The following is a 25,817-nucleotide window of genomic DNA, read 5'->3' on the forward strand; positions in this document are numbered from 1 at the left end:
GCGGCAGCCCCTAGTCGGCGGGCCGCTTCAGCCGCGCCACGAACTTGTACCGGTCGCCCCGGTAGACCGACCGCACCCACTCCACAGGCTGGCCGCCCCGGTCCAGCGAGTGCCGGGAGAGCATCAGCATCGGCAGCCCCACGTCCGTGCCGAGCAGACCGGCCTCGCGCGGGGTGGCCAGGGACGTCTCGATGGTCTCCTCGGCCTCCGCGAGATGGACGTCGTAGACCTCCGCCAGCGCCGTGTAGAGGGACGTGTACTTCACCAGCGAGCGCCGCAGCGCCGGGAAGCGCTTCGCGCTGAGGTGCGTGGTCTCGATGGCCATCGGCTCGCCGTTGGCCATGCGCAGCCGCTCGATGCGCAGTACGCGTCCGCCGGGCGTGATGTCGAGCAGGCCGGCCAAGCGGTCGTCGGCGGTGATGTAGCCGATGTCCAGCAGTTGTGAGGTGGGCTCGAGGCCCTGGGCCCGCATGTCCTCGGTGTACGAGGTCAGTTGCAGCGCCTGCGAGACCTTGGGCTTGGCGACGAACGTGCCCTTGCCCTGGATGCGCTCCAGCCGGCCCTCGACGACCAGTTCCTGGAGCGCCTGGCGCACGGTGGTGCGCGAGGTGTCGAACTCCGCCGCCAGGGTGCGCTCGGGCGGGACCGGCGTGCCGGGCGCCTGGGTCTCCGTCATGTCGAGCAGGTGCTTCTTCAGGCGGTAGTACTTGGGCACGCGCGCGGTCCGGACGGGCACCCCGTTCTCGTTCTCCGCACTGCTGACGTCGGTGCTCATGCTCCGCCTTCCCGGCTGGGTCTGCCGACACGATCCCACTTGTATACCGTCGGCGCCTCTTTTGGTCTAGTCCACCAATCACTGTGGTCTACCCGCAGTATGCCGGGTCCGTCGGGGTTTTCGCTGGCTTCTTACTTAAAGGTTCCTGCATATGTAGGTCGCATAACAGCTGGTCAGGGCTGTAGTACGACCCTTGACAGGCCTTCTGGTCTGGTCCAAGCTCCCCGTACTGGTCTACACCATTGGTCCAGGCCCGGCCCCACGTTCACTGCGGGGAGCCAGGGGGGTTGTGGGATCCCTGAGGAGGGTGGCGTGAAGCGCAAGCTGACAGCCGCGATCGGTATCGCGGGCATGATGGTCTCCATCGCGGCGTGCGGCGGCGAGGGCGGCGGGGGTTCCGACAAGGGCGCGGACGCCAAGGAGCTGACCGTCTGGCTCACCGTCGACGCGCAGAACAACTGGCCGGAGCTGGTGAAGGCCGCCGACGCCGCGGTGAAGAAGAAGCACCCCGGCGTCAAGATCAACCACGAGTACTACGGCTGGCCCGACAAGAACGCCAAGCTCGACGCCGTCCTCGCCACGGACAAGGCCCCCGACGTGGTCGAGATGGGCAACACCGAGATGCTCGGCTACATGGTCAAGGGCGCCTTCGCCCCTCTCGACCAGGCCGAGTTCGACCACTCCGACGCCTGGCTGGACGGCCTCAAGGCCTCCGTCACCTACGAGGGCAAGGCCTACGGCGTCCCGTACTACGCCGGTGGCCGCGTCGCCAACTGGCGCAAGGACGTGGCGGCTTCCGTCGGGGTGAAGTCGACGCCCAAGACGTACAAGGAGCTCACCGCCGCCCTGGACAAGATCCAGAAGAAGCAGGGCGACAAGTACAACGCCTGGTACCAGCCCACCCGCGACTGGTACGCGGCCATGTCCTTCGTCTACGACGCCGGCGGCGCCATCGCCACCGAGTCCGGCGGCCAGTGGAAGGCCTCCCTCTCCTCGCCCGAGTCCCTCAAGGGCCTCACCGAGTTCAAGAACGTCGTCGACTCGTACATGCACGGCGACAAGACCAAGGACGAGTCCGACCGTTACATCGTCTACGGCCAGGGCAAGACCGCCATGATCTTCGCCGCCGCCTGGGAGGGCGCCACCGCCGAGGACCCCAAGAACGACAAGACCGGCAAGCTCAAGGGCAACCTCGAGAACTTCGTGATGCCCGGCCCCTCCGGCAAGAACATGCCCGTCTTCCTGGGCGGCTCCGACCTCGCCGTGCCGGTGAAGTCCGACGCGCAGGCCCTGGCCGCCGAGTGGATCAACGCGCTCACCGGCTCCTCCGGGCAGAAGGGCCTGATGGCCAAGGGCAACCTGCCCAACAACAAGACCGACCTCGCGACGCTCAAGAACGACCCGAAGACGGCGGTCCCCGCCACCGCGGCCGAGTCCAACTGGTTCGTCCCGATGGCCCCCGGCTGGGGCCAGGTCGAGAAGGCGCAGATCCTTCAGACCATGCTGCAGAGCATCGGCACCGGCAAGAAGTCCGTCGAGGCCGCCGCCAAGGACGCGGACGCCGCGATCGACAAGGTCATCAACACCAAGTGACCTGCGCGCGGGGCTCCCTGGCCTGCGGAGCCCCGCCGCCGTCAAGACCTGAGGGACCGCCGAGGAGCGCGCGATGAGTGCCGCAGACACCACCACCCCCGCCAAGGTGCCGCCACCGCGGCAGGCACCACCGCCGCCCCCGAAGGACCGGCGGCCCCGCGGGCAGCGCACGTCGGGCGGGGCCTTGGCCCCCTGGCTGCTGCTCGCGCCCTGCCTGCTGATCCTCGCCCTGGTCATGGGCTATCCGCTGGCCCGCCTGGTCACCCTGTCCTTCCAGAAGTTCGGCCAGTCCCAGCTGTGGGGCTTCCAGCCGGCCGAGACGGTCGGGTTCGACAACTTCGCCAAGGTGCTGGGCGACGGCGAGTTCTGGGCCGTCGTCCTGCGCACGGTCGTCTTCGCCGCCGGCGCCGTCGTCTTCACGATGGTGATCGGCATGGCCCTCGCCCTGCTGCTCCAGCGGGTGTCCGGCTGGCTGAAGATGCTCATCAACATCGTGCTGGTGGCCAGCTGGGGCATGCCGGTGATCGTCGCCACCACGGTCTTCAAGTGGCTCTTCGACTCCGACTACGGCGTCTTCAACGCGCTGCTCAGCAAGCTGCCCGGCGTCGAGATGATCGGCCACAACTGGTTCGCGAGCGGCCCCGAGGGACTGGCCGTGATCATGCTGCTGGTGATCTGGGGAGCCGTGCCGTTCGTGGTGATCACCCTCAGCGCCGGTCTCACCCAGGTCCCCAAGGAGCTGGAGGAGGCCGCCCGCCTGGACGGCGCCGGCTCCTGGGGCGTCTTCCGCTACGTCACCCTGCCCGTCCTCAAGCCGATCATCGTGATGCTCACGACCCTGTCGGTCATCTGGGACATGGGCGTCTTTCCCCAGGTGTTCGTCATGCGGGGCGGCCACCCCGAGCCGGAGTTCCAGGTCCTCAACACCTACTCCTACGACCGGGCGTTCGTGGTCAACGACTACGCCCAGGGCTCGGCCATCGCACTGATCACCGTCCTGCTGCTGCTCGGCGTGGTCACCGTCTACATGCGGCAGATGCTGAAGATCGGAGAGGTCGAATGAGCACACTCGCCGGAGCCGGCCGCCGCAAGTCGCGGCTGGGCTGGAACCTCGTCGGCCTCCTCGTCTTCGTCGTCGCAGGATTTCCGCTCTACTGGATGCTCAACACGGCGTTCAAGCCCGCCAAGGACGCCATCGACGCGGACCCGAGCCTGCTGCCGACCGGCCTCACCTTCGACAACTTCGGCCGGGCGCTGGACATCGCCGGCTTCTGGGGTCCGGTGGGCCGCAGCCTGGTGGTGTCGCTGGCCGTGGTCGTCATCGGCATGGTCGTCGGGCTGCTGGCCGCGCTCGCCATCTCCCGGTTCGCCTTCCGGGGCCGCAAAATCGTGATCGTGGGCATCCTCGCGGTCCAGATGGTGCCGCTGGTCGCCATGATCATCCCGGTGTTCCTGCTGCTCAACGACCTGGGCCAGTACGACCGGCTGACCGGCCTCATCATCACGTACCTGACGTTCATCCTCCCGTTCACCGTGTGGACGCTGAGGGGCTTCATCGTCAACATCCCGAAGGAACTGGAGGAGGCGGCCATGGTCGACGGCTGCTCCCGCACGGGCGCCTTCCTCCGGGTCGTCTTCCCCCTCCTGGCCCCCGGCATGGTCGCCACCTCGGTCTACGGCTTCATCCAGGCCTGGAACGAGTACCTCTACGCCCTGATGCTGCTCAGCCAGAAGAACCAGACCGCGACCGTCTGGCTCGGCAACTTCACCACCAAACACGGCACCGAATACGCCCCGATGATGGCCGGCGCCACGATGATGGCCGTGCCGATCGTCGCCCTCTTCCTCCTCGTCCAGCGCAAGATGGCCGCGGGCCTGACCGCGGGCGCAGTGAAGGGATGACCTCACCCGATGACGACACTCGCCAGCGGCACCGACACGCTCACCCGCGACGCCCTCACCGTCCTCCAGCCCGGCTTCACCGGCACCACCGCCCCCGACTGGCTGCTGCGCCGGCTCGGTGAGGGCCTCGCCTCCGTCGGACTGTTCGGCCGCAACATCGCCTCTCCCGGCCAACTGGCCGCGCTGACCGCCCAGCTGCGGGCCGAGCGCGACGATGTCCTCGTCGCGATCGACGAGGAGGGCGGCGACGTGACCCGCCTGGAGGTGCGCAGCGGCTCCTCCTTCCCGGGCAACCACGCGCTCGGCGCGGTGGACGACGTGGAGCTGACCCACCAGGTCGCCCACGAACTGGGCCGACGCCTCGCCTCCTGCGGCGTCAACCTCAACTGGGCCCCGTCCGCCGACGTCAACTCCGACCCGCGCAACCCGGTCATCGGTGTCCGCTCCTTCGGCGCCGACACCGAACTGGCCGCCCGGCACACCGCCGCCTATGTGACCGGCCTGCAGTCCGCCGGTGTCGCCGCCTGCACCAAGCACTTCCCGGGCCACGGCGACACGGCCGTCGACTCCCACCACGCCCTGCCGCGCATCGGCGTCTCCGCCGAGGTGCTGGCCGAACGCGAACTGGTCCCCTTCCGCGCCGCCATCGCCGCCGGCACCCGGGCCGTCATGAGCGCCCACATCCTGGTCCCCGCCCTGGACCCGGACCGCCCGGCCACCCTCTCCCGCCGCATCCTCACCGGCCTCCTCCGCGACGAGCTCGGCTACGACGGCCTCATCGTCACCGACGGCATGGAGATGCGGGCCATCGCCGGCACCTACGGCATCGAACGCGGCAGCGTCCTCGCCATCGCCGCGGGCGCCGACGCGATTTGCGTGGGCGGCGGCCTCGCCGACGACGCGACCGTCCTGCGACTGAGGGATGCCCTGGTCGGAGCCGTGCGGGCGGGCGAACTCCCCGAGGAACGCCTCGCGGAGGCCGCCGACCGGGTCCGGGCACTGGCCCGCTGGGCAGGCGCGGCGGGCAGCCCTGCCGAGAGCACCCACGGCACCGAGATCGGCCTGCACGCCGCCCGCCGCGCCCTCACCGTGACCGCCGCGCCGGGCCTCGGCAGCCCCGACACCTTCGAGCCCCTCACCGAACCGCCCTACGTCGCCGCCCTCACGCCCGTAGCCAACATCGCCGTGGGCGACGAGACCCCGTGGGGCGTCGCCGCCGAGCTCATCCACCTCCTGCCGGGCACGGTGACGGGCAGCTTCTCCGCCGGGGACGGCCCGGAGAACGAGGCGGGGGAGAACGCGGGCCGGGCGGCACTCCAGGCGGCCGGCCCGCGCCGCATCGTCGCCGTCGTCCGCGACGAACACCGCCACCCCTGGATGGCCGCGGCCCTCGACGCCCTGCTGGCGGCGCGCCCCGACTCGGTCGTCGTCGAAATGGGCGTCCCCCAAGCCACCCCCCGAGGCGCCCTGCACATCGCCACCCACGGCGCGGCCCGCGTCTGCGGCCGGGCCGCGGCCGAGGTGATCACCGGGGTTCCGGGGCTGTGAGAACTGGGGACTGGGGGGTGAGCCGAGGCCTGGGAGGGCCATCACGCGGACCGTCCTGACGGGCGCGACGCGAGCTGGTCCCGGCGCTCGGCCCCCTCCAGGAACGCCACCCGGGGCCCGACCAGCGGAACTGGGGGGTGAGCCGAGGCCTGGGAGGGGCATCACGCGGACCTCCTGACGGGCGCGACGCGAGCTGGTCCCGGCGCTCGGGCCCCTCCTGGAACGCCCCCCGGGGCCCGACCAGCCGCCCCGTACCCGAATCCCGAGCCTCGACCTGGCGCTGAAGATCTCCACGTTCTTCGGCCTGCCGGTCGAGGCCCTGTTCTCCCTCGAACCGTTCCGCCCGCTCACGGACGAGGTCTACGGGAGGAACCAGCCATGACGACGACACCCTGACCCGCTACGAATGGAGCATGCTGCGGCTGATGAACGACCGCCGCGCAGCGACCTGGTACGCCACGGCGGCACGCCGCCTGGCCGTCACCGCCCACGTCACCCTCACCGTGGCCATCGGCGGTCTGATGACCCACTTCTTCCTCGCCGAGGGCGAGCCACTGTGGGCCATGGCCGTGACGGCGGTGCTGCTACTGCCCTGGACCGTCGCCACCGGCGTGATCAACGGTGCCACCCGAGGCCCGCTGGAACTGCGCGAGCGCGCATTGGACGAGCGTCAGTCGGCGGAACGCAGCCGCGTCCTGGCCCGGTCCCACCGCGTGACGACCCTGCTCCTGGCCGCGGCGGCGGTCAGCCTGCTGATCACGGGCGGGACCGCCGTCGACGCCCCCAAGGCCTACGCCGCACCCCTGCTCATCGCCGTCCTCGTCGTCCACTGGGTGATGCCCCTGTGGGCGGCGGGCCTGCGCGCCCAGGACGAGCCGGTCGATGACGACGAATGTGCTGGAGCCGGGGGCCTTGGCCGCTGGGGCTCTCGGCTACCAGGGCTCTGGGCGGTCGGGGCTCTGGGCGGCCGGGACCCTCGACGGACGGCCTTTCGCCCGGATCAGGCGGCGGGGAAGCGCGCCGCTGCCGGCTGCCGGCTGCCGGCTGCCGGGTGCCGGTTGGCGAGCATCGCGCCGGTACCCACCACACCCGGGGCGCGGGAGCTCGCGGCGGGACCGGCGGCCTGTGAGAGGCCTCAGATCCCCTGCCACTCCGGCTTGTTGAGGTACGTGTGCCGGAAGTAGTCCGCCAGCTTCAGCTTCGACGCGGCGGCCTCGTCGACGACGACGGTCGCGTGCGGGTGGAGCTGGAGGGCGGACGCGGGGCACACCGCGGCGATCGGCCCTTCCACTGTCGCAGCGACGGCGTCCGCCTTGCCCTCACCGGTGGCGAGCAGCACCAGATGCCTGGCCTCCAGGATGGTGCCGATGCCCTGCGTGATCACGTGGTGAGGCACCTGGTCGATGTCGCCGTCGAAGAAGCGCGCGTTGTCGATCCGGGTCTGCTCGGTCAGTGTCTTGATCCGCGTCCGTGAGGCCAGCGAGGAGCACGGCTCGTTGAAGCCTATGTGCCCGTCCGTCCCGATCCCGAGGAGCTGAAGGTCCACACCCCCGGCGTCCGACAGCGCCTTGTCGTAGGCCTCGCACGCCCCCTGAACGTCATCCGCCGTGCCGTCCGGGCCCGTGAACTGGTCCATCCCTATCCCGAGCGGCTCCAGCACCTCACGGCGCAGCACCGAGCGGTAGGACTCCGGATGTTCTGCCGGCAGCCCCACGTACTCGTCGAGCTGCGCGATCCGAGCCCGCCCGACGTCCGCGGCACCGGAGCGCACCTTCGCCGCCAGCGCCTCGTACACGGGAAGCGGCGTCGAGCCGGTGGCCACACCGAGCAGGGCGCCCGGCTTGCGCCGGAGCAGCTTGGCCATGGCCTCGGCAATGAGCTCGCCGCCCGCCTTGGCGTCCGGAACGATGACAACTTCCACGCTGGGCCTGCCGATCTGAGAGGAGTGCTCAACTGGGACTGGACCCGGGAGGGGTCGTGTGGTGGTTTAGACCAATCTAACAGAGCGCCTCTGTCCCTCCCAGGGTGAACACCGCTGCTTCCACGCGGGCAGCGCTGCCGTGCCGACCGGGCCACCACACGGTGAACAGCGCCGCTCCGCGCGGGATACGCGGGGATACGGAAGCAGGATGACGGCCTCCCGGGCGGGCGCCGCGCGGCCCGGGGGAGTGGAATGGGGTTTGCAGCCACCCGCCCCGGAAGGAAGCCGCCATGACAGCCGCCGCCACACCGGACCCCCTCAGCGAACTCCCGGGCCGGACCATGGCCCGTGAAATGGCGGAACAGCCCGCCGTACTGCGACGGATCCTGTCCGAGGGCGCCCCCGCCATCCAGGATGTGGCCCGGCGGATCGCCGCCCGCGCACCCCGCTTCGTCCTGCTGACCGCCCGCGGCACCTCCGACAACGCCGCCCTCTACGCCAAGTACCTCCTGGAGATCCGGCTGGGCCTGCCCTGCGGGCTCACCTCGATGTCCACCACCACGGCCTACGGCGCCCGGCCGGACCTCACCGACGTCCTCGTCGTCACCGTCAGCCAGTCCGGCGGCTCCCCGGACCTGGTCGCCTCGACCCGGGCCGCCCGCGAGGCCGGGGCGATCACGCTGGCCGTCACCAACAACCCGGACTCACCGCTCGCCGACGTCTCCGAGCACCACATCGACATCCTGGCCGGACCGGAGAAGGCCCTCCCCGCGACCAAGACCTACACCGCCTCCCTTCTCGCGCTCTACCTCTTCGTCGAGGGCCTGCGCGGCGGCGACGGCGCACCCGCGCAGGTGTTGCCGGACCTCGCCGAGCAGTTGCTCGCCCGGCAGGACGAGGTGCGCACCCTCGCCGCCCGCTACCGCTTCGCCGAGCGCATGGTGATCACTTCCCGCGGCTACGGCTACCCCACGGCCAAGGAGGCCGCCCTCAAGCTGATGGAGACCAGCTACATCCCCGCCCTCTCCTACTCCGGCGCGGACCTGCTGCACGGACCGCTCGCCATGGTCGACAACGTCTCCCCGGTCATCGCCGTGGTCACCCACGGCAAGGGCGGCGAAGCGCTCCAGCCCGTCCTGGACCGGCTGCGCGGCCGTGGCGCCGACCTCGTCGTCATCGGCCCCGGGCACCAGGTCGAGCAGGCGTCGGCCGGTTTCGTCATGCCCACCGGCGACGTGGCCGAGGAGGTCCAGCCCGTGCTGGAGATCATCCCCCTCCAGCTCCTGGCCTACGAGGTCACCATCGCCCGGGGGCAGGATCCGGACGCGCCGCGGGCGTTGGCGAAGGTGACGGAGACCCGCTGAAGGCGGGGAGTCCGCGAACGTCGTCGCGGTCGGCGGGGGAGACCTGGCCGGCCACGTGCAAGGCGGTCGGGTCACCGCGGCCAGTGAGGCCCACGCATTCCCCCACTCCACCCGCCCCCACCGCCCGGCCGCCCCGGCTACGTAAGAGATCCCCCCGTCACATCCACCCAACTGCCCGTCACCCAACGCCCCCCGTCCGACACCAGGAACGCCACCACGTCGGCGACCTCGGCGGGCTCGCCCACCCCGCCCAGTGCCGATATCGCCGAGGCCTTCGCCCAGCCGTCGGGGGTGCCGCGCAGCAGCTCCGCGGTGTTGTCCGTGTCGATGATCCCCGGGGCCACCGAGTTGACCGTGATGCCCCGGTGCCCCAGTACCTTGGACAGGTCCCGGGACAAGACGTCCAGCGCGCCCTTCGTCATCGCATAGGCCACGTTGTCCGGCATCACAGCCGTGCGGGCCAGCCCCGACGAGATGTTGACGACCCGGCCGCCGTCCCGCAGGCGCGTCATGCCCTGCTTGAGGATGAAGAACGGTGCCTTCACGTTCACCGCGAAGACCTCGTCGTACTCCCGCTCCTCCAGTTGCCCGATCGGCCGCGTGTTGCCGATCGCCGCGTTGTTCACCAGGATGTCCAGCCCGTCCGCGTGCCGGTCGAACTCCGCCCACAGCGCCTCGGCGTCACCCGGCACTCCCAGCTCCACACCCACCGCGAACGCCGAGCCCCCGGCGCTCTCGATCGCCGAGACCGTCTCCTTCGCCGCCGTTTCGTTCCTGCCGTAGTGCACCGCGACCCGCGCACCGTCGCGTCCCAGAGCCGCTCGGCGATCCCGCGTCCGATGCCCCTGCTCGCCCCCGTGACGAGTGCGGTCCTGCCCGTGAGTACGCCCATGGTGGCGCCCCCTTCTCATTTCTCTAGCGGTCGCTACATAAATGACCGTACAACAGCCCGCGGACATTTCTCTAGTGCCCGCTATAAAATGCACCCCATGGTGAACGATGACGGAACCGCCAAGGCCTCGAAGGGGCCTGAAGCCGCGAGCGTGAGGGCCGCCGGGGACGGCAAGGCCAGGGCCAGGCCCCGCGGCCGCCCCCGCTCCTTCGATCGCGAGACCGCGCTGGAGAAGGCCCTCCTCGCCTTCTGGGAGCACGGCTACGAGGCCACGTCCGTCTCCGACCTCACCCGCGTCATGGACATCGGCGCCCCCAGCCTCTACGCCGCCTTCGGCGACAAGCGGTCGCTCTTCGAAGAGGTCGTCCGCGTGTACGGCGCCGGGCACGGATCCTTCACCGGCCGCGCCCTCGCCGAGGAGCCCACCGCTCGGGCCGCCGTCGAGCGCATCCTGCGCGAGGCCGCCACCGCGTACACCGAACCCGGCCACCCCCACGGCTGCCTCGTCGTCCACGCCGCCGCGAACTGCTCGACCCCCGAGGTGGAGCAGTCGCTGCGGGACCGCCGCAACGCCAACATCGCCGCGTTCGAAACCCGTATCAGGGCCGACGTCGCCGCCGGCGAGCTGCCGCCGGCCACCGACGCCGCCGCGCTGGCCCGGCACACCGGAGCGATGATCCAGGGCATGTCACAACAGGCGCGCGACGGGGCGAGCCGGGAGGAACTGGAGGCGGTCGCGGAAATTGCCCTGTCGATCTGGCCCCGCACAAGAACCCACACGGGTTAGGCTGCCTGCTGGACGCCGGTGCGTCCGACGTGTCGCGGAAATGACAACAACGAACAGCCTCCCACGCATGGACACCTGCAAGTGGTCTAGTCCACAATGCGTGACGAGAGCGCGTGTGCAACGCGCACCAGCCTCCGTCTTCCCCGCACAGGAGGACGGATCGAGGAACCGAGGCTCTCTGCCCTGACTGCCCCGGCTCCTCATCCTTCGGCCGACCGGGACCGCACACCCCACGGCCGATGCTGCTCCGGGCTGCGGTGCCGGGAGGGTTGAGGGTCCCTCTCAGGCGCCGCGGCCCGCGGGTGTTTCAGGGCCGTACGAACCCCCGGGTACGCTCGCAGACGTGCCCTCCATGAACGAACTCGTACGCCAGCACACCGCGCTCGACGACACCGACCTCGAGTGGCTGCACCTGCTGGTCTCGGAGTGGCAGCTGCTCTCCGACCTCTCCTTCGCCGACCTGGTCCTGTGGGTTCCCACCAGCGACGGCACCCGGTACGTCTCGGTCGCCCAGATGCGGCCCAACACCGGCCCGACCTCGTACCAGGACGACATGGTGGGCCACCTCGTGCCGCGCGGCCGACGGCCGATGCTGGACGCCGCCCTCGACGAGGGACGCATCGTGCGCGAGGGGGACCCCGAGTGGCGCGAGGAGGTTCCCGTCCGGGTCGAGTCGATCCCCGTACGGCGAGAGGGGCGCGTCCTCGGCGTCATCGCCCGCAACACCAACCTCCTCACCGTGCGTACCCCGAGCCGCCTGGAACTCACCTATCTGCAGAGCGCCTCCGACCTGGCGCAGATGATCGCCGCCGGGTCCTTCCCGTTCGCGAACCAGCAGCTCGACATGGACGCCTCGCCCCGGGTGGGCGACGGCCTGATCCGGCTCGACGCCGACGCCATCGTCCAGTACGCCTCCCCGAACGCCCTGTCCGCCTACCACCGGATGGGCCTCGCCTCCGACCTCGTCGGCCAGCACCTGGGCAAGACCACCGCCGAACTCGCCCCGACGCGGGGCCCGGTGGACGAGGCGCTCGCCAAGGTCGCCAGCGGCTGGGCGCCGCGCGAGTTCGAGATCGAGGCCAGTGACGGGGTCATCCAGTTCCGTGCGATCCCGCTCAAGCCGAAGGGCACCCGCATCGGTTCCCTCGTGCTGCTCCGCGACGTCACCGAACTGCGTCGGCGTGAGCGCGAGTTGATCACCAAGGACGCGACGATCCGGGAGATCCACCACCGCGTCAAGAACAACCTCCAGACGGTGGCGGCGCTGCTCCGCCTCCAGGCCCGGCGCATCGAGTCCGACCGCGGGCGCGAGGCCCTCGAAGAGGCGGTGCGGCGCGTCGGATCGATTGCGATCGTGCACGAGACGCTCTCCCAGAACCTGGACGAGCGGGTGGAGTTCGACGACATCGCCGACCGTGTGCTGGCCATGGTCGCGGAGATCTCCCCGGGCAAGGTCGCGGGCCGGCGCACCGGCCGCTTCGGCATTCTCGACGCCGAGGTGGCCACCCCGCTGTCGATGGTGCTGACCGAGGTGCTGCAGAACGCACTGGAGCACGGCTTCCGTGAGGGCGACACCGGCACGGTCGAGGTCTCGGCGGTCCGCGGGGGCACGTCCAAGGAGGCCCGACTGCTGGTCACGGTCCAGGACGACGGGGTCGGTCTGCCCGAGGGGTTCGATCCGCACACCGCCGGCAATCTCGGCCTGCAGATTGTGCGGACCCTGGTGGAGGGCGAGTTGGGCGGCACCTTCGACATGGTCCCGGCTCCGGAGCGCGGCACCCGCGTGATCCTCGACATCCCGGTGCCGTCGCCGAAGTAGCGGAAGCCGGAGTCTTTGCAAAGGGGTCCGGTAAAAGCAATGAGCCCCGGGCCACCAAGTGGCCCGGGGCTAAAGCTCGTTGCTGCTTAACTAAGCGCATCGGGGGAACTGCGCGCTGCGGCTCGGGGGCGGGAGATGCGTACTCGCTGTCTACGAAGTAATGCCGTAAGGCACACGCGCCGCCAAGCTCAGGCTGTCAGCAGGGGTGGGTTGTCAGGCGGAGGCCTGACGAGCCCGGTTGCGGGCGGCGCGGCGCTTCATGGCGCGACGCTCGTCCTCGCTGAGACCACCCCAGACGCCGGAGTCCTGGCCGGACTCGAGCGCCCACTGCAGACACTGCTCCATAACCGGGCAGCGACGGCAGACGGCCTTGGCTTCCTCGATCTGCAGCAGCGCAGGACCGGTGTTGCCGATGGGGAAGAAGAGCTCGGGGTCTTCCTCGCGGCAAACGGCGTTGTGACGCCAGTCCATGGCTGCTACCTCTCCTTGGTATTACGTGCAGGGTTGCTTGTGAATGTGAACGCTTTCACGAATCCCTCAACAAGTGAAGGGCCGACTGCCCGGTTCCCCGGCGAAGGTCCTGTGGATTGAAGAGGGGTTCTGGTGATCAGTGGAGGCCGGTGTTGCGGGCCGTCTCGATCGCCACGTAGAGACTCGCAAACCTCAGCGGCGGATACAACCCCTTCTGGAAAGTTTTTTTTGATTCTTCGGTGTCGACTAGGTCACAGCCGTACTTCCATGGGGTGGATCCTGGCCTAAACGTTCGAGTGAAAGGACTTTAGCCAGTTCTGCTCACACAATCACACGCAGTGCACGGCGTACGCCTGTGAACGTCACGCTTGTTCGCAGCCCCAGGTGGTCGCCGTCCATCTGGAGGGGGAGCGGGACCTTCGAATGCAAGGTGAACTCTGTCAAGTCGTGCAGAGAGGTGGCGTGCTTGCCGTGGGGTCCACGCTCGGGGGACGAAGTGAGCAACTGGGTGCCATACCGGGCAACCGCCGCGGTCGACAGGCGGCTGAGACCGAAGAGATCGAGCCCGGTATCGAACGAGGCTTTAGGTGCCGCGTAGATCGGGCGATTGCCCAGAAACGTCCATGGCGAGGTGTTCGAGACTATGGACAGCACCAGATCGGTGATCGGGTCCTCGCCGGCCCGCTCCAGCGTGATCGTGCCGTTGCGGCGGTTCGGCTCGCCCAGGAGCTGACGCATCACCTGGCGCACGTAGAGAGCGTGTGTGGATTTCCTGCCGCGCTCGCGATGCTGCTCCACACGGCCCACCACACCAGCGTCGAAGCCGAGCCCCGCGTTGAAGGTGAACCAGCGGGACGGCACCGCCTCGTCCTCCGTGCCCGGCGTGCCCGAGGTCAGGCCCAGGCCGACGGTTCGCTCGCTGCCGTCGCGCAGGGCGTCCAGCAGGGCGCCGGTGGCTTCCACGGCGTCGTTGGGCAGGCCCAGGGCGCGGGCGAAGACGTTGGTGGAGCCGCCCGGGACCACGGCGAGTCCGGGCAGACGCTCCGGGGCGGGGCCGGCGTGCAGGAGGCCGTTGACCACTTCGTTGACCGTGCCGTCGCCGCCGAGGGCCACCACCAGGTCGATGTCATCACTGTCGGCCGCGTGCCGGCCCAGGTCGCGCGCGTGGCCGCGGTACTCCGTGGTGACCGCCTCCAGCTTCATCTCGCTGGCCAGCGCGTGGATCAGCACGTCGCGCGTGCGCGCACTTGTGGTGGTTGCCGCCGGGTTGACCACGAGAAGTGCACGCATGAGTGGCAGCGTACCTACTGGGTGGTACCGGGCCCATACCGAGGTAGGGATCAGGTAAGAGGACGGGGGTGAACCGGGCCACGGGGGGCGTGTACGGCGGGGGCTACTCTTCAGGGGTGAGCAGTGAGCAGACCCCCACCATCGAGGAAACCACCGGTCCCCGCCCCCGGCGTCTGACGTATGCGGCGCTGCTGGCCGCGCTGGAAGGGCTCGCGCTGGTCGTCGGCGGCGTGTGGATCCTCGTCCTCGGCCTCACCGGGCATCCGGACGACCGGCAGCAGGCCGTGACCGGAGGCATCACGCTGGTCGTGCTCGCGCTGCTTCCGCTGCTCGCCGCCCGCGGGCTGCTCGGCTGCCGCAGTTGGAGCCGCGGCCCTGCCGTCATCACCCAGCTCATGGCGCTGCCGGTGGCCTACAACCTGTTGCAGGCCGACAGCATGGCCATTCCGGCCGGGATCGCCCTCGCGGTCGTGGCCGTCGCGTCGCTCGTGCTGCTGGTGAACCCCGAGACGACCCGGGCCCTCGGGATCCGCGGGCCCGGCAACCTGGAGAAGTAGCCGTCACTCCTCGACGAGGAGCTTCTCCCGCAGCTGTGCGAGCGTGCGCGCCAGCAGCCTGGAGACGTGCATCTGGGAGATGCCGACCTCCTGCGCGATCTGCGACTGGGTCATGTTGCCGAAGAACCGCAACAGCAGGATCCGCTTCTCGCGCGGCGGGAGATCCTCCAGCAGCGGCTTGAGCGACTCCCGGTACTCCACGCCCTCCAGCGCCTCGTCCTCCGCGCCGAGGGTGTCGGCGACCGCCGGGGACTCGTCGTCGGTGTCGGGGACGTCCAGGGACAGCGTGGAGTACGCGTTGGCGGACTCCAGGCCCTCCAGGACCTCCTCCTCGGAGATCGCCAGCTTCTCGGCGAGCTCGTGGACCGTGGGGGAGCGGCCGTGCAGCTGCGAGAGCTCGGCCGTGGCCGTGGTCAGCGCCAGGCGCAGCTCCTGCAGCCGGCGCGGCACGCGCACCGCCCAGCCCTTGTCGCGGAAGTGCCGCTTGATCTCGCCCACGACCGTGGGAGTCGCGTACGTGGAGAACTCCACGCCGCGGTCCGGGTCGAATCGGTCGACCGACTTGATCAGGCCGATCGTGGCGACCTGGGTGAGGTCGTCCAGCGGCTCGCCGCGGTTGCGGAAGCGGCGCGCGAGATGCTCCACGAGGGGCAGATGCATCCGGACCAGCTGGTTGCGCAGCTCCGCGTACTCGGGGCTGCCGCTGTCCAGCGTGCGCAGCTTGAGGAACATCTCGCGCGCACCGCTGCGGTCCGGAGAGCCGTGATGCCCACCTTGCGCGTGGTGTGCGCGCGGCGCCTGATCCTCGGAGTTCCGCTCGTGCTCGCTCATCGTCCCGCCCGTCGCCCTTCCCCGAGCGCTCGCCTCCTCCGCCACCCTCGACTTCGCGCGGGTGGGGGGACCCCCCTGGGCCGGGGATGCGGCGATCCCCCCGCCCGGAGGCGCGCTCCGCACGGCACCGTCCCGGTCCAGCCGCCCGCCGCCCGGGAGGACGGCCTCCACGGAGTCGTCCTCGGGATGCGGTCGGGCCTGCTCGGGGATGCCGTCGATGCCGTCCGCCATGCGCCGGGCACCGCTCGGGCCGTTCGTGCCCGTGCCCTCGGCCGGCAGCTCTCGTGTGCCGCGCTCTTCGTCCCGCACCGGCCCGTCCTCGCTCCTCACGCCGGCCCGGGTCCCGCGCCGCGCTGTTTGTAGAGGCTGATCGAAACGGTTTTGTCCTTGTCCACGGCAGAGGAGACCTTGCCCGCGAGGGCGGACAGGACCGTCCAGGCGAAGGTGTCCCGTGACGGGGCATGGCCATCGGTGGTCGGCGCCGAGACGGTGACCTCGAGTGAGTCGTCGACGAGGCGGAAGACACAGCTGAGCACCGAGCCGGGCACGGCCTGCTGAAGCAGGATCGCGCAGGCCTCGTCCACCGCGATGCGCAGGTCCTCGATCTCGTCGAGGGTGAAGTCCAAACGGGCCGCGAGACCGGCCGTGGCCGTACGCAGCACCGACAGGTAGGCACCCGCGGCCGGCAGCCGGACTTCCACGAAGTCCTGGGTCGCGGGCTCGCCTGCGATCTGGGACACCCTCACCTCCATGGTGGTACAAGCGTTTCAGGGCCGAGAGTCGCCCCTCGGGATAACGCGATACGTGGTTCAGCGGTGACGCTATCGCGCTCTCGACGGTCCTGTCCCCGGGACCCCAACCCCTTGTCGTCACTCACAGTAAACCTGTGGATACGCTCCGTGTCTAGGGGTTGGGCGGGCCCAAATGGGAAGAGCGCGCGCCGGGTTGACGTACCCAGACGTCAGACGGTCGAACCGTCCGCCGTCGGGGTCCTGTCGCGTCACACCAGGACATGGTCGACGAAGCACCAACGCCAGGTCTCCCCGGGCTCGTGGGTCCGCATCACGGGATGGCCGGACTCCTTATGATGCTCCGCCGCGTGCCGTCCTGGCGAGGAGTCGCAGCAGCCGACGTGACCGCAGCTCAGACACAGCCGTAGTTGCACCGGATCCATGCCCTCCGCCAGGCACTCCGGACACGTCTCGCTGAGCGGGCCGGGTTCGGGGTGCGGCAGCGCGTCGGCGTGCGTGCACTGTTTCATGATTGCCAGGTTACGACGGTCGGGCGGAAGACCGCGTCGAAAATGAGGGCGGGCGAGAACGATGGACGTGATGCCACTGCTGCTGCTCGTGGCGGGCAGCGCCGCGATCGCCGCAGCGGCGCGGCGTACCCCGGTGCCGGCGCCGTTGCTGCTGGTGGCCGTGGCACTGGCGGTCAGCTACGTCCCGGGGGTGCCCGAGTACACGCTCGACCCGCACGTCGTCCTGCCGCTCATCCTGCCCCCGCTGCTGCACACGGCGGCCACCGACAGCTCCTACCTCGACCTGCGGGCGCAGCTGCGGCCGGTCGCGATGCTGTCGGTCGGGTACGTGCTGTTCGCGACCTTCGCCGTCGGCTGGGCCCTGTACGTGATCGTGCCGGGCATGCCGCTGACCGCGGCGCTGGTCTTCGGGGCGGTGGTGGCGCCCCCGGACGCGGTCGCGGCGACGGCGGTGGCCCGCCGGGTCGGGCTGCCGTCGCGGATCACCACGATCCTCCAGGGCGAGTCCCTGCTGAACGACGCGACCGCGATCACCGCCTACCGGGTGGCGCTGGCCGCAGCCGTCGGCGAGGGCGCGACCTGGGTCGGGGGAATCGGCGAGTTCCTGCTCGCGGCGGTCGGCGGCGTCGTGGTCGGCCTGCTGCTGATGGCCCCGATCCACTGGCTGCGCACGCACGTGAAGGAGGCGCTGCCGCAGAACACGCTCTCCCTGCTGATCCCGTTCGTCGCGTACGCGGTCGCCGAGCAGGTGCATGCCTCCGGCGTCCTCGCGGTCGTGGTCGTCGCGCTCTACCTGGGGCACCGCGCGTGGGAGGTCGACTTCGCGACGCGCCTCCAGGAGGAGGCGGTCTGGAAGATGGTCGCCTTCGTCCTGGAGTCGACGGTGTTCGCGCTGATCGGACTGCAGCTGCCGGTCGTCCTCAGGGGGCTCGGGGAGTACGAGGGCGTCGACGCCGCCTGGTACGCGATCGCCGTCTTCCTGGTCGTCGTCGTGACCCGGTTCCTCTGGGTGTACCCGGCCACCTTCCTGCCGCGGCTGCTGTCGGCCCGGGTGCGGGAACGGGAGCAGAACCCGACCTGGAAGGGTCCGTTCGTCATCGCGTGGGCCGGGATGCGGGGCGTGGTCTCCCTGGCCATCGCCTTCTCGATCCCCCTCACCATGCACGACGGCGAGGAGCCCTTCCCGCAGCGCAACCTCATCCTCTTCCTGACCTTCACGACGGTCATCGGGACCCTGGTCGTGCAGGGCCTGACCCTGCCCCCGCTGATCCGGCTGCTGAAGTTCCCCGGGCGGGACGCGCAGACCGAGACGCTCGCCGAGGCCAACGCCCAGGCGCAGGCCTCCCGGGCCGCGGAGCGGCGCCTGGACGAGCTCCTCGCCGACGAGCGCAACGCCCTGCCCGCCCCGCTCGCCGACCGGCTGCGCATCGTCCTGGAGCGCCGCCGCAACGCCGTCTGGGAGCGGCTCGGGCAGGCCAACCCGGTCACCGGGGAGTCCGTCGACGACACCTACCGGCGGCTGTCGAGGGAGATGATCAGCGCCGAGCGTGAGGTGTTCGTCAAGCTCCGGGACGGCCGCTACATCGACGACGAGATGCTGCGGACCCTGCTGCGCAGGCTGGACCTGGAGGAGGCGGCGGCCTTCCGGGAGGTCGCGTGACGACGGGCGCGGCCCGGGACACGCGACCTCTCAGGGGAAGGGGCGCCCGGTGATCACCGCCGCCACCGCCGTCCCGCGCGGGAAGGCGCCTTCTGCGGCCAGGGTGACGAGCCCGTACAGCAGCTTGGCCACATACAGGCGTTCGACGGGCAGGCCGTGCCGGTGCTCGAAGTCCGCCGCGAAGGCGTCGAGCTCGGCGGGCACGCGCGCGTAGCCGCCGCAGTGGAAGCGTTCGTCCAGGTTCCAGGTGCCGCGCCTGCCGCCGAAAGCCGCACGCTGCAGGGCTTCCGTCTCGGCGGTCAGGAAGCCGCCCCTGAGCACCGGGACGCCCAAGGCCCGCTCGCCGGGAGCGAGACCGGCCGCCAGCCCCGCGAGTGTGCCACCGGTGCCGCAGGCCACGGCGACGACCTCGGCCCGGCCACGCAGTTCGGCGCCGAGCGCCCGGCAACCGCGTACGGCCTCGGTGTTGCTGCCGCCCTCGGGGACGACGTACGCCTCCTCCGCGTCCGCCGCGCGCAGGATGCCGGCCAGCGTCCGCGGCTCGGATTTGCCTCGATAGGTCGCCCTGTCGACGAAGTGCAGTCGCATGCCGTCGGCCGTGCAGCGGGCCAGCGAGGGGTTGAGGGGCCGGCCGGCCAGCTCGTCGCCGCGGACGACCCCGACGGTGGGAATGCCGAGCAGCCGGCCTGCCGCGGCCGTGGCGCGCAGGTGGTTGGACCAGGCACCGCCGAAGGTGACGACGGTACGGCCGGCCGCCGCGGTCAGATTCGGAGCGAGCTTGCGCAACTTGTTGCCGATCAGCTCCGGGTGGATGAGATCGTCCCGTTTCAGCAACAGCCGCACGCCCCGTCGCTCGAACCGGCTGTCCACGATCTCCTGCACCGGCGACGGCAGCCGGGGGCGCAGCGCGGCGATTCCGGGAGTGTCGGGGCTGGTCACCGGCCCATTGTCACCCGGGAGTGGGAAAGCGCGGGGCTCGGGGCTGACGCCGCGCTCCACGCCAGGGCGCCCGGATCCGAGGGCCGGACCCGGGCGTTTTCGATCGCCGTGACGGCCCCCCTGCCCAGCATCGCAAAGATCCATTCCCGCTCTTTCGGGTAATAGCACCAGCGCGTTGAGTGGGGAAGGCTTGCCCGTGCACATCGATGCCCGAGGCATATGGGCGTCGGTCACAACCGGGAGGGCAGTTCTCTATGTCGGTAGGCGAAGAGGTCCGCACGGAGCAGACCAAGCCGCAGCAGAGTCTCGGCACGGCGGCCGCGCGGAACCTGGCCACCACGACCAAGTCCGTGCCACAGATGCAGGAGATCAGCTCCCGCTGGCTGCTGCGGATGCTGCCGTGGGTCGACATCCAGGGTGGTACGTACCGGGTGAACCGGCGGCTGACGTTCGCCGTGGGAGACGGCCGTCTGACGTTCGTGAAGACCGGCGACCGGGTCGAGATCATCCCCGCGGAGCTCGGCGAGCTGCCGGCGCTGCGGTCCTACGAGGACGAGGAGGTGCTCTTCGAGATCGCTCGCCGCTGCGAGCAGCGCGAGGTCCCGGCGGGCGACGTGATCGCCTCGTTCGGCAGCCCGTCCGAAGAGGTGTACCTCCTCGCGCACGGCAGGGTGGAGAAGGTCGGCACGGGCCCGTACGGCGACGACGAGTCCCTCGGAGTCCTCGCCGACGGCGCCTACTTCGGCGAGGACGCCCTGCTGAACGAGGACGCGATCTGGGAGTACACGGCCCGCGCCCTCACCGCGTGCACCGTGCTGGTGCTGCCCCGCCAGGAGTTCGCGCAGATCGCGGAGCGCTCGGACACCCTGCGCGAACACCTCGCGCAGCGCCGCTCGATCCCCTCGCAGCGCTCCAACAAGTACGGCGAGAAGGAGATCGACCTCTCCGCCGGCCACTCCGGCGAGCCGGACATCCCGCACACCTTCGTCGACTACGAGGCCCGGCCCCGTGAGTACGAACTGAGCGTCGCCCAGACCGTGCTGCGCATCCACTCGCGCGTGGCCGACCTGTACAACCAGCCCATGAACCAGACCGAGCAGCAGATCCGGCTGACGGTCGAGGCGCTGAAGGAGCGCCAGGAGCACGAGCTCGTCAACAACCGCGACTTCGGGCTCCTGCACAACTGCGAGTACGACCAGCGGATCCAGCCGCATGACGGCGTACCCGGCCCGGACGACTTGGACGAGCTGCTCAGCAGGCGCCGCGGCACCAAGATGCTCCTCGCCCACCCGCGCGCCATCTCCGCGTTCGGCCGTGAGCTCAACAAGCGCGGACTGGTCCCCGAGACCATCGACATGGCCGGCAACCGCATCCCGACCTGGCGCGGGGTGCCGATCTTCCCGTGCAACAAGATCCCGGTCTCGGACGCCCGGACGACGTCGATCATCGCCCTGCGTACCGGCGAGGCCGACCAGGGCGTCATCGGTCTGCGCGCCTCGGGCATCCCGGACGAGATCGAGCCGAGCCTGTCGGTGCGCTTCATGGGCATCAACGAACAGGCCATCATCAAATACCTGGTCACGGCCTACTACTCCGCCGCGGTGCTGGTACCGGACGCGCTCGGCGTCCTGGAGAACGTCGAGATCGGCCGCTGGCGGTGACACTTGCGGTACGCCGGCCGTGTCCCCGCCCGTCAGGGCGGGTACATCCTCGGGGTACGCGCCCAGCGGCAGCGGAAGCGCCACCGTCCGCTCATTCTCCGAGGTGGTCCCATGAGTGAGTCCCTCACGGAGTCCAGGACGGAGACGACGCTGCCCGCACCCAGCGGGCGGCGCGGCACCGAGCCCGGGCAGAAGGCCGGGGCACCGGAAAGGCGGGGGCCCATCGGGACGCAGCGGGACGGCGGGACCGCTCCGGCCGAAGGGCACGAGGCGGTCATGCTGCTGGAGCGGGCCCGGGCGGAGGTCGATCCGGTGCTGCGGGCCGCGCTCGGCTCGCTGCCCGGCCCGATGCGGCGGATCGCGCTCTACCACTTCGGCTGGGAGCAGTCCGACGGCAGTCCGGCGGAGGGCGGCTCCGGCAAGGCGATCCGGCCCGCGCTGGTCCTGGCCGCGGCGGCCGCCCTCGGCGGACCCGAGGCGCGGGCAGGGGCGGCCCGGGCCGCCGCCGCGGTGGAACTGGTCCACAACTTCACGCTGTTGCACGACGACGTGATGGACCGGGACGCCACCCGCCGCCACCGCCCCACCGCGTGGACCGTGTTCGGCGACGCCGACGCCATCCTCGCCGGGGACACCCTCCAGGCGTTGGCCCTGCGGCTGCTCGCCCAGGACCGGCACCCGGGGTCCCGGGCCGCCGCCGCCCGGCTCGCGGACTGCGTCATCGAACTGTGCGCGGGGCAGCACGCGGACACGGCCCTGGAGCGGTGCGCCCCCGCGGAGGTCACGCTCGACGAGGTGCTCGCCATGGCGGAGGCCAAGACGGGCGCCCTGCTCGGAAGCGCCTGCGCGATCGGTGGGCTGTACGCGGGCGCCTCGGACGAGGAAGTGGCGGCGCTGGACGCGTTCGGCCGGGAAGCCGGGCTCGCCTTCCAGCTCATCGACGACGTCATCGGCATATGGGGTGACCCGAGCCGCACCGGAAAGCCCGTCGGTGCCGACCTGGCCGCCCGGAAGAAGTCGCTGCCGGTGGTGGCGGCCTTCGCCTCCGGCACCCCGGCGGCGGCCGAACTCGCCGAACTGTACGCACGACCCGGCGACAAGGGGGACCTGGACCACATCGCCCTGACCGTGGAGCGCGCGGGCGGCCGCGACTGGGCGCAGGGCCAGGCGGCCGACCGGATGGCCCGGGCGATGCAGCAGCTGGCCCGAGCGGTGCCGGACCCGGAGGCGGCGGGCGATCTGCTGGCGCTCGCTGAGTTCGTGACACGGCGGACCAGTTGACGGCGGGCGGTGCCGGTCGGCCGGCAGCAGTCGACGACCGGCCATGGCAGGCCGCCGATCGCCGGCATCTGTGACGACCTTCGGGTGACCGAAGGGCAAGACCCCGGAGCGCCGGGGCCGTGCGGCTCCTGACCCCGCACGGCCTCCGGCCTCCGGTCGGCGGGCCCCGCACTGCCCCACGGTGTGCGGGGCCCGCCCCCTTCCCCTGCCGGCTCCCTACGGATCCGTCGGGTTTGGGCAAACGTTCGACTGAATCTCGCCAAGATCCTGCTCGCATCCCTCCGCGAGGGCCGACGCCCCTACGATCAACGCCCGTCGGGTCGAGCGAAGGGGCGGGGCATGGGTGTGGCCATCCGGACGGCGGGTGAAGGGGACAGGGAGCTGATCGTCCGGCTTCTGGACGACGCGTTCCAGGACGACCCCGTGAGCGGCTGGGTCTTCCCGGGCGCGGCGGACCGCCGTGCCAAGCACCCCGCGCTCATGGCCGCCTTCACCGACATCGTGCTCGCGGCGGGCCGCATCGATGTCACGGAGGACGGCTCGGCCTGTGCGCTGTGGCTTCCCGTGCCCGCCGACGAGGACCATGGCGAAGGCGACGCCGGAGACGACGAAGGCCCGGCGCAGGTACGCGAGGCCGTCGACCCGGACAACGAGCGCATCGAGGCGATCGGCCGGCTGACGGCCGCCGTCCACCCCGCCGGGCGAGCCCACGAGTACCTGTGGATGATCGGTGTGGCACCCGGCCGCCAGGGCGAGGGACTGGGTACCGCGCTCATCGAGGCCGTCCTCGACCGCTGCGACCGCGAGGGCCTGCCCGCCTACCTGGAGGCCAGTAACGCCCGCAGCCGCGCGCTCTACGAGCGCCTCGGCTTCGAACCCGCGGGACCGGCCCTCGACCTGCCGGACGGCCCGACGATGTGGCCCATGTGGCGCGAACCCAGGCCGCATCTGACCGCCTAGGCTGTGCCCGCAAAGCCCCCGGCCCTGCCCCCGACACAGTCCATGGCCCCGCCACCGGCCCCGCCCCGCAACAGCCCCCCGGGCGGCTTCCCTCGCAACCGGCTCTAGGCCCCGCTCGCCTCGCCCGCCCGGCCCTCCTCCGGCAGCACCGTCGCGACGATCCGCTCCACCAGCCCGTCCGGCACGCCCACCCCGGGCAGGGCGCCGTCCAGCACGCCCGGCAGCGTCAGATGCTCCAGGAGCAGCCCGAGCATGGCCAGGTACAGCACGGCGACGGACTCGTCCCCGCCGGGCAGCCCGGCCGTGCGGTGGAACTCCATGGCCTCCTCCAGGTCCCCGCGCACCGACTTGGAGTACGAGGCGAGCAGTTCGGGTCGCCGGGTGGCCTCAAGGCGTAGCTCCATGAGGGCGAGGTAGCCCGTGCGGTCGCGGGTCGCTCGGGCCATGAGGTCGTGCATGAAGGCCGTGACCAGCGAACGGTCCCTCGGCCGGGTCATCAGGTCGGCGACCACGTCGGGGTCGGGCGCGAGCCGTACGTGCAGCCGGGTGTCGATCTGGCGGAGCAGGTCGGCGCGTCCGGTGAAGTAGTTGGAGGCGGTGCCCACGGGCACGCCGGCCTCCGCGTCCACCGCGCGGAACGTCAGCCCGCGCGCCCCCTCGCGCGCGAGCACCTCGACACCGGCGTCGACGAGCGCGGCCCGGCGCCCGGGATTGCTGACCATGCGGAATCCTTTCTCCCACTTTCGACGGTTCACCTAAAGTCCTTGCAACCACTACAGCAGGAGTACTACAAATGAAGTCGTTGCATCGACACCCTACGAAAAGAGACCGGCTTGCGAAAGCTCACGTACTACATCGCCTGCTCCATCGACGGCTTCATCGGCGACCCGAGCGGCGACGGGACGGCGATGATCCGCTTCGTCGACGAGGAGTTCATCGAGTTCTTCCGGCAGGAGTACCCCGAGGCGGTGCCCACGCATGGCCGCCGGGCCCTCGGCATGGACGACCTGCCGAACAAGCGGTTCGACACGATCATCCAGGGGCGGGGCAGCTACGACCTCGCCCTGAAGGAAGGCATCACCAGCCCCTATGCCCACCTGCGCGAATACGTCGCCTCCAGCACCCTGACGGAGTCGCCGGACCCGAACGTCGAGATCATCGCGGACGACCTGGTCGGGAAGGTCCGCGAACTGAAGGCGGAGGAGGGCGAGTTCGGCATCTACCTGTGCGGCGGATCCACGGTCGCCGGTGAACTGCTCGATGAGGTCGACGAGCTCGTCATCAAGACCTACCCGATGGTGTACGGCGCGGGCATGCCGATGTTCGGCTCCGGCGTCACGATCGCGGACTTCACCCTGGAGTCGGTGCGCACGTTCGGCAACGGCGCGCTGGTGCGCACGTACAGCAGGAAGCGCTGAGCTTCCGACCGGCCTACTCTGAGGTCATGGGCAGCGAACAACACGTCTGTCCGGCCTGCGGACAGTCAGTGGAAACAGTCGTACGGCGCCACAAGACGCTGGGCGCATGGGTGCCGCTCTGGGTGGCGGGCCCGAGTGCGGGGCCTACGACGCGGAAGGCGCCGCCGACGGCGATCCCGGCCACGGCGACAGCGGCCACGGCGATACCGGCCACGGCGATACCGGCCACGGCGACAGCGGCCACGGCGACAGCGGTGATGGTGCTGACGGGGGCCAGGGCGCTCGGCCCCCGGACGGCGACCGGCCCGCCGGCGCCACCGCCCCACCTGTCACGAGCCCGGCCGAACCAACCCCGGGAGAAACCGCCGCGAAAAACTCCTGAGCCCGTGTCGAGATGCGCGGCCCGGCTCCGACGTCCCCTGTGAAGAACCGCCCATCAGGGCGGTGAGAGCCGAAGGAGCGGACTGATGAAGTACCTGGTCATGGTGCAGGGCACACAGGCGGACTACGAAGCCATGCGCGGCAAGGCGTCGGCGGACTCCCCGGCCTGGAGCGAGGAGGAGCTGCAGACCATGTTCGCCTACATGGGCGCGATCAACGACGACCTGTCCGAGAGCGGCGAGTTCGTCGACGGGCAGGGCCTGGCCGAGCCGGCACAGACCCGGCACGTCACCCTCGGTGACGACGGCAAGGCAGTGATCACCGACGGGCCGTACAGCGAGACCAAGGAGCTGCTGGCCGGCTACTGGGTCCTGGAGTGCGAGAGCCTGGAGCGGGTCACGGAGATCGCCGACCGCGTCGCCCGCTGCCCCCAGCCGGCCGGCGCGCCCGACTACCCGGTCGTGATCCGCCCGATCATGGACGGTTCCGGGGACATCTGACGAACC

At 70.7% G+C, this 25,817-nt stretch carries 25 protein-coding genes and 1 pseudogene; 15 read left to right on the forward strand and 11 right to left on the reverse strand.

Going from position 1 to position 25,817, the window contains the following annotated elements:
• Positions 1–10 precede the first annotated feature (10 nt).
• Complete coding sequence (locus QOL88_RS26320) at positions 11–775, reverse strand: GntR family transcriptional regulator (protein WP_097220267.1); 765 nt, start codon at positions 773–775, stop codon at positions 11–13.
• 312 nt (positions 776–1,087) lie between these two features.
• Between QOL88_RS26320 and QOL88_RS26325 the strand changes: the two genes are divergently transcribed.
• The 5 genes from QOL88_RS26325 to QOL88_RS38650 all read left to right on the forward strand — a co-directional run bounded on the left by QOL88_RS26325 (position 1,088) and on the right by QOL88_RS38650 (position 7,002).
• On the forward strand, positions 1,088–2,368 hold the full coding sequence (locus tag QOL88_RS26325) for an extracellular solute-binding protein (protein WP_097220269.1): 1,281 nt from the start codon (positions 1,088–1,090) through the stop codon (positions 2,366–2,368).
• Positions 2,369–2,441: 73 nt separating this feature from the next.
• Positions 2,442–3,431, forward strand: coding sequence for a carbohydrate ABC transporter permease (locus QOL88_RS26330; RefSeq protein ID WP_097220272.1), 990 nt, complete (start codon positions 2,442–2,444; stop codon positions 3,429–3,431).
• Positions 3,428–4,270, forward strand: coding sequence for a carbohydrate ABC transporter permease (locus QOL88_RS26335; RefSeq protein WP_097220274.1), 843 nt, complete (start codon positions 3,428–3,430; stop codon positions 4,268–4,270). The genes QOL88_RS26330 and QOL88_RS26335 overlap by 4 nt, the downstream gene beginning before the upstream one ends.
• Before the next feature lie 9 nt (positions 4,271–4,279).
• Positions 4,280–5,818, forward strand: a complete 1,539-nt coding sequence (locus QOL88_RS26340) for a glycoside hydrolase family 3 protein (protein WP_097220277.1) — start codon at positions 4,280–4,282, stop codon at positions 5,816–5,818.
• A gap of 413 nt (positions 5,819–6,231) precedes the next feature.
• Positions 6,232–7,002 (forward strand): hypothetical protein, encoded by a 771-nt coding sequence (locus tag QOL88_RS38650; RefSeq protein ID WP_306456188.1) that lies wholly within the window; start codon positions 6,232–6,234, stop codon positions 7,000–7,002.
• Here QOL88_RS38650 and nagB read toward each other — a convergent pair.
• The gene (nagB, locus tag QOL88_RS26355) at positions 6,954–7,739 is read right to left on the reverse strand and encodes a glucosamine-6-phosphate deaminase (RefSeq protein ID WP_097220280.1); all 786 of its coding nucleotides are present in this window, start codon (positions 7,737–7,739) and stop codon (positions 6,954–6,956) included. The genes QOL88_RS38650 and nagB overlap by 49 nt on opposite strands.
• A gap of 290 nt (positions 7,740–8,029) precedes the next feature.
• Between nagB and QOL88_RS26360 the strand changes: the two genes are divergently transcribed.
• Complete coding sequence (locus QOL88_RS26360) at positions 8,030–9,103, forward strand: SIS domain-containing protein (RefSeq protein WP_097220283.1); 1,074 nt, start codon at positions 8,030–8,032, stop codon at positions 9,101–9,103.
• Positions 9,104–9,240: 137 nt separating this feature from the next.
• Here the strand turns inward: QOL88_RS26360 and QOL88_RS26365 are convergent.
• Positions 9,241–9,995, reverse strand: a pseudogene (locus tag QOL88_RS26365) (SDR family oxidoreductase).
• Positions 9,996–10,083: 88 nt separating this feature from the next.
• Between QOL88_RS26365 and QOL88_RS26370 the strand changes: the two are divergent.
• Entirely contained in the window at positions 10,084–10,782 is a 699-nt protein-coding gene (locus tag QOL88_RS26370) for a TetR/AcrR family transcriptional regulator (RefSeq protein WP_373559307.1), read from the forward strand.
• A gap of 352 nt (positions 10,783–11,134) precedes the next feature.
• Positions 11,135–12,601, forward strand: coding sequence for a sensor histidine kinase (locus QOL88_RS26375; RefSeq protein WP_097220285.1), 1,467 nt, complete (start codon positions 11,135–11,137; stop codon positions 12,599–12,601).
• 213 nt (positions 12,602–12,814) lie between these two features.
• On the opposite strand, the gene QOL88_RS26380 is transcribed toward QOL88_RS26375, so the two are convergent.
• Both QOL88_RS26380 and QOL88_RS26385 read right to left on the reverse strand, forming a co-directional pair.
• Positions 12,815–13,072, reverse strand: a complete 258-nt coding sequence (locus tag QOL88_RS26380; RefSeq protein ID WP_016639615.1) for a WhiB family transcriptional regulator — start codon at positions 13,070–13,072, stop codon at positions 12,815–12,817.
• Positions 13,073–13,393: 321 nt separating this feature from the next.
• Positions 13,394–14,362: a diacylglycerol/lipid kinase family protein gene (locus QOL88_RS26385; RefSeq protein WP_031107096.1), complete on the reverse strand. Its 969-nt coding sequence runs from the start codon at positions 14,360–14,362 to the stop codon at positions 13,394–13,396.
• A gap of 116 nt (positions 14,363–14,478) precedes the next feature.
• On the opposite strand from QOL88_RS26385, the gene QOL88_RS26390 reads away from it, so the two are divergent.
• Positions 14,479–14,919: a hypothetical protein gene (locus QOL88_RS26390; RefSeq protein ID WP_097223196.1), complete on the forward strand. Its 441-nt coding sequence runs from the start codon at positions 14,479–14,481 to the stop codon at positions 14,917–14,919.
• Positions 14,920–14,922: 3 nt separating this feature from the next.
• On the opposite strand, the gene QOL88_RS26395 is transcribed toward QOL88_RS26390, so the two are convergent.
• From QOL88_RS26395 to QOL88_RS26405, 3 genes are all read right to left on the reverse strand, one after another.
• Positions 14,923–16,059: an RNA polymerase sigma factor SigF gene (locus QOL88_RS26395; protein WP_179878967.1), complete on the reverse strand. Its 1,137-nt coding sequence runs from the start codon at positions 16,057–16,059 to the stop codon at positions 14,923–14,925.
• A 17-nt stretch (positions 16,060–16,076) separates the two neighbouring features.
• On the reverse strand, positions 16,077–16,490 hold the full coding sequence (locus QOL88_RS26400; protein ID WP_003992877.1) for an ATP-binding protein: 414 nt from the start codon (positions 16,488–16,490) through the stop codon (positions 16,077–16,079).
• Positions 16,491–16,750: 260 nt separating this feature from the next.
• Complete coding sequence (locus tag QOL88_RS26405; RefSeq protein ID WP_053672413.1) at positions 16,751–17,011, reverse strand: UBP-type zinc finger domain-containing protein; 261 nt, start codon at positions 17,009–17,011, stop codon at positions 16,751–16,753.
• Between the two features lie 61 nt (positions 17,012–17,072).
• Between QOL88_RS26405 and QOL88_RS26410 the strand changes: the two genes are divergently transcribed.
• Entirely contained in the window at positions 17,073–18,671 is a 1,599-nt protein-coding gene (locus QOL88_RS26410) for a Na+/H+ antiporter (RefSeq protein WP_097220291.1), read from the forward strand.
• Positions 18,672–18,701: 30 nt separating this feature from the next.
• On the opposite strand, the gene QOL88_RS26415 is transcribed toward QOL88_RS26410, so the two are convergent.
• Positions 18,702–19,610: a 1-aminocyclopropane-1-carboxylate deaminase/D-cysteine desulfhydrase gene (locus QOL88_RS26415; RefSeq protein WP_097220294.1), complete on the reverse strand. Its 909-nt coding sequence runs from the start codon at positions 19,608–19,610 to the stop codon at positions 18,702–18,704.
• 254 nt (positions 19,611–19,864) lie between these two features.
• Between QOL88_RS26415 and QOL88_RS26420 the strand changes: the two genes are divergently transcribed.
• The 3 genes from QOL88_RS26420 to QOL88_RS26430 all read left to right on the forward strand — a co-directional run bounded on the left by QOL88_RS26420 (position 19,865) and on the right by QOL88_RS26430 (position 23,512).
• Positions 19,865–21,271: a family 2B encapsulin nanocompartment shell protein gene (locus QOL88_RS26420; RefSeq protein WP_097220296.1), complete on the forward strand. Its 1,407-nt coding sequence runs from the start codon at positions 19,865–19,867 to the stop codon at positions 21,269–21,271.
• Between the two features lie 111 nt (positions 21,272–21,382).
• Positions 21,383–22,552, forward strand: coding sequence for a family 2 encapsulin nanocompartment cargo protein polyprenyl transferase (locus QOL88_RS26425; protein WP_097220300.1), 1,170 nt, complete (start codon positions 21,383–21,385; stop codon positions 22,550–22,552).
• 339 nt (positions 22,553–22,891) lie between these two features.
• Complete coding sequence (locus QOL88_RS26430; RefSeq protein ID WP_097220303.1) at positions 22,892–23,512, forward strand: GNAT family N-acetyltransferase; 621 nt, start codon at positions 22,892–22,894, stop codon at positions 23,510–23,512.
• 104 nt (positions 23,513–23,616) lie between these two features.
• On the opposite strand, the gene QOL88_RS26435 is transcribed toward QOL88_RS26430, so the two are convergent.
• Entirely contained in the window at positions 23,617–24,234 is a 618-nt protein-coding gene (locus QOL88_RS26435) for a TetR/AcrR family transcriptional regulator (RefSeq protein ID WP_097220306.1), read from the reverse strand.
• Positions 24,235–24,345: 111 nt separating this feature from the next.
• Between QOL88_RS26435 and QOL88_RS26440 the strand changes: the two genes are divergently transcribed.
• Positions 24,346–24,930 (forward strand): dihydrofolate reductase family protein, encoded by a 585-nt coding sequence (locus tag QOL88_RS26440; RefSeq protein WP_097220308.1) that lies wholly within the window; start codon positions 24,346–24,348, stop codon positions 24,928–24,930.
• Between the two features lie 13 nt (positions 24,931–24,943).
• Here QOL88_RS26440 and QOL88_RS38655 read toward each other — a convergent pair whose 3' ends face one another.
• Entirely contained in the window at positions 24,944–25,174 is a 231-nt protein-coding gene (locus QOL88_RS38655) for a hypothetical protein (protein WP_179878968.1), read from the reverse strand.
• Positions 25,175–25,397: 223 nt separating this feature from the next.
• Here QOL88_RS38655 and QOL88_RS26450 point away from each other — a divergent pair, with 223 nt between their 5' ends.
• Entirely contained in the window at positions 25,398–25,811 is a 414-nt protein-coding gene (locus tag QOL88_RS26450; RefSeq protein ID WP_097220314.1) for a YciI family protein, read from the forward strand.
• Positions 25,812–25,817: the final 6 nt, after the last annotated feature.

The sequence above is a fragment of the Streptomyces sp. Ag82_O1-12 genome (assembly GCF_900182715.1).
GTDB classification, from domain to species: Bacteria; Actinomycetota; Actinomycetes; order Streptomycetales; family Streptomycetaceae; genus Streptomyces; species Streptomyces massasporeus.

Coding starts and splice junctions, on each gene's coding strand:
- QOL88_RS26320 (WP_097220267.1), bottom strand. CDS start 775: ATGAGCACCGACGTCAGCAGTGCGGAGAACGAGAACGGGGTGCCCGTC.
- QOL88_RS26330 (WP_097220272.1), top strand. CDS start 2,442: ATGAGTGCCGCAGACACCACCACCCCCGCCAAGGTGCCGCCACCGCGG.
- QOL88_RS26335 (WP_097220274.1), top strand. CDS start 3,428: ATGAGCACACTCGCCGGAGCCGGCCGCCGCAAGTCGCGGCTGGGCTGG.
- QOL88_RS26340 (WP_097220277.1), top strand. CDS start 4,280: ATGACGACACTCGCCAGCGGCACCGACACGCTCACCCGCGACGCCCTC.
- QOL88_RS38650 (WP_306456188.1), top strand. CDS start 6,232: ATGCTGCGGCTGATGAACGACCGCCGCGCAGCGACCTGGTACGCCACG.
- QOL88_RS26360 (WP_097220283.1), top strand. CDS start 8,030: ATGACAGCCGCCGCCACACCGGACCCCCTCAGCGAACTCCCGGGCCGG.
- QOL88_RS26370 (WP_373559307.1), top strand. CDS start 10,084: ATGCACCCCATGGTGAACGATGACGGAACCGCCAAGGCCTCGAAGGGG.
- QOL88_RS26375 (WP_097220285.1), top strand. CDS start 11,135: ATGAACGAACTCGTACGCCAGCACACCGCGCTCGACGACACCGACCTC.
- QOL88_RS26380 (WP_016639615.1), bottom strand. CDS start 13,072: ATGGACTGGCGTCACAACGCCGTTTGCCGCGAGGAAGACCCCGAGCTC.
- QOL88_RS26385 (WP_031107096.1), bottom strand. CDS start 14,362: ATGCGTGCACTTCTCGTGGTCAACCCGGCGGCAACCACCACAAGTGCG.
- QOL88_RS26405 (WP_053672413.1), bottom strand. CDS start 17,011: ATGAAACAGTGCACGCACGCCGACGCGCTGCCGCACCCCGAACCCGGC.
- QOL88_RS26410 (WP_097220291.1), top strand. CDS start 17,073: ATGGACGTGATGCCACTGCTGCTGCTCGTGGCGGGCAGCGCCGCGATC.
- QOL88_RS26420 (WP_097220296.1), top strand. CDS start 19,865: ATGTCGGTAGGCGAAGAGGTCCGCACGGAGCAGACCAAGCCGCAGCAG.
- QOL88_RS26425 (WP_097220300.1), top strand. CDS start 21,383: ATGAGTGAGTCCCTCACGGAGTCCAGGACGGAGACGACGCTGCCCGCA.
- QOL88_RS26430 (WP_097220303.1), top strand. CDS start 22,892: ATGGGTGTGGCCATCCGGACGGCGGGTGAAGGGGACAGGGAGCTGATC.
- QOL88_RS26435 (WP_097220306.1), bottom strand. CDS start 24,234: ATGGTCAGCAATCCCGGGCGCCGGGCCGCGCTCGTCGACGCCGGTGTC.
- QOL88_RS26450 (WP_097220314.1), top strand. CDS start 25,398: ATGAAGTACCTGGTCATGGTGCAGGGCACACAGGCGGACTACGAAGCC.